Annotated in this window: 3 protein-coding genes; 2 read left to right on the top strand and 1 reads right to left on the bottom strand. The window is 51.5% G+C overall.

What is annotated here, in order from left to right:
- Together AC2FI7_RS22755 and AC2FI7_RS22750 are read left to right on the top strand one after the other, a co-directional pair.
- On the top strand, positions 1-418 hold a 418-nt coding region (locus tag AC2FI7_RS22755), incomplete at its 5' end, for a hypothetical protein (RefSeq protein ID WP_496833721.1).
- Complete coding sequence (locus AC2FI7_RS22750) at positions 408-1349, top strand: metallophosphoesterase family protein (RefSeq protein WP_142639634.1); 942 nt, start codon at positions 408-410, stop codon at positions 1347-1349. The genes AC2FI7_RS22755 and AC2FI7_RS22750, both read left to right, overlap by 11 nt.
- Here AC2FI7_RS22750 and AC2FI7_RS22745 read toward each other — a convergent pair.
- Positions 1350-1877, bottom strand: a 528-nt coding sequence (locus AC2FI7_RS22745) for a hypothetical protein (protein WP_496833719.1), incomplete at its 5' end; no start/stop codon positions are given.

Below are 1877 nucleotides of genomic sequence, written 5' to 3'. Positions count from 1 at the left end.
GTTACGCTCTCGAAATGACCGCCTGACAGACGCAGGCCAGACTGCAGTCAACCGAGTGCAAACAAGTTGGCAATGCCATCTAAACGACAACGATGCTGGTGGGCGGGTTGAGTATGCCAACTTCGCGAAATCTACTCAAATGCTAGAGAAAATGCGGCATTTCTCTCCAAGCACATACCGACGCTTGGTTGCGCTGAATAGTGAGCTTCAAACTCAAGGCCCGGTTTATAACTGGCTGTCGCAAAGCCTTGGGCTGTCAGACAGTCAGATTGCACAAGTCGTCAAAAATACCGCGCTGGCAACGTCCATCCTCCAGAGCAATTGTTCAAATGGTGAATTGATATTCGATTTGGATCCCGCCGCATTTTTTCTGACAAGCGACGCCGAGCAAGAGGCCTTAGACTGTAGTGACCCGTAACCTTTCTACCCTTTTTGCGGCGTGCATTTGGACAGCTCTGCTAGCCTGCAAGGCCGCGGCATTGGATGTCATCGTCATATCGGATCTGAACGGAAGCTACGGTTCGGTAAAATACGATGCCCGCGTCGACAAGGCGATTGAGCGGATAGTCGAGATTGATCCAGATCTGGTTATTTCGACCGGAGATATGGTTGCGGGACAGCGCATTCCCAACTTGTCCGACAAACAGGTCAGGGAAATGTGGAAAGCGTTTCATGAGGCGGTATCAGATCCTTTAACGGCTGCCGGAATTCCGTTTGCGGTCACGCCGGGAAACCATGACGCCTCCGCTTACCGAGGGTTCGAGCGTGAAAGAAAAATATACGCAGAGGAATGGACGCCGAGAAAGCCAGACGTCGACTTCCTGGTTTCAGATGACTACCCGTTCTTCTACGCATTTGAGATGCAAGGCATTACGTTTGCGTCTCTGGATGCTACGACCCTAGGGCCGCTGTCCGGCGATCAGCAGGACCGACTTGTGGAACTGGGTACAAGTGGAGACCCGATTGTCACTTTCAGTCACCTCCCACTTTGGCCCTTCGCGATCAAGCGTGAACGCGAAATCATCGGTGACCCAACACTTGAAAAAATCTATTTGGAAAGCGGTGTGGTTCTGCATCTGTCAGGCCACCATCATGCCTTCTATCCGGGTTGGAAAGATGGTGTTACTTACGTCTCCCAAGCTTGTTTGGGAGGTGGCCCGCGACGGCTTATCGGATCAAAAGCCAGATCACCTCACAGCTTCACTCATGTTACGTTCCAGCCAAACGGAAAATTTGGGATAGCAGTATATCGAGGACCTGACTTCGAAAGGTCGGTAAATTTCAAGTCGCTTCCGGAAGAGATCAGATCCCCGAATGCAGTGTTGAAACGTTTGGACCTTGTGAAATGACTATAGGTTGAGTTTCAGCTCAACTTTATCAGGGACCAGATCGTTTATCATCTCTTCTATCCGGGCTTCTGAAAGCCCTCCCGAGGTGATGAAAAGCAATGAGACGCGAGACTTTCCGGGGACGTGGTGTTTTCTGACCAGCTTCCAGCCAGCGTCTGCGGCCATGGCTTCAATGTCCCCGCTGACTTTCAATGAGTGCTCTTCGTTTGAAGCCTTGAGCGAAATTTCCACGCCCTTGTTTCGCCCACCGAGCCAAATGAAACACCAACATACAACCGCCACCAGTGTGGCCATCAAGGGTAAGCCCAGCCCTACCGCCAGCCCAAGCACGGTGACTATAATCATTTCCACCGTGTCGACCGGGTCATCCATATTTGATCGGAACCTTAACAGAGCTCCTATTCCAAAAATCACGAACCCGATCATCGATCCGTGCTGTACGACCAGAAACCCAACCGCCATGCCGACAAGCGCATAAAGGAAGAACAGTCGCGGCATGACGATATCGCTGACACTTCTACGGGCTTT

Source organism: Ruegeria sp. YTSA064, from assembly GCF_059610325.1.
Note: the sequence above shows the minus strand (reverse complement) of the source record. Positions and strands in the feature narration are given on the sequence as shown.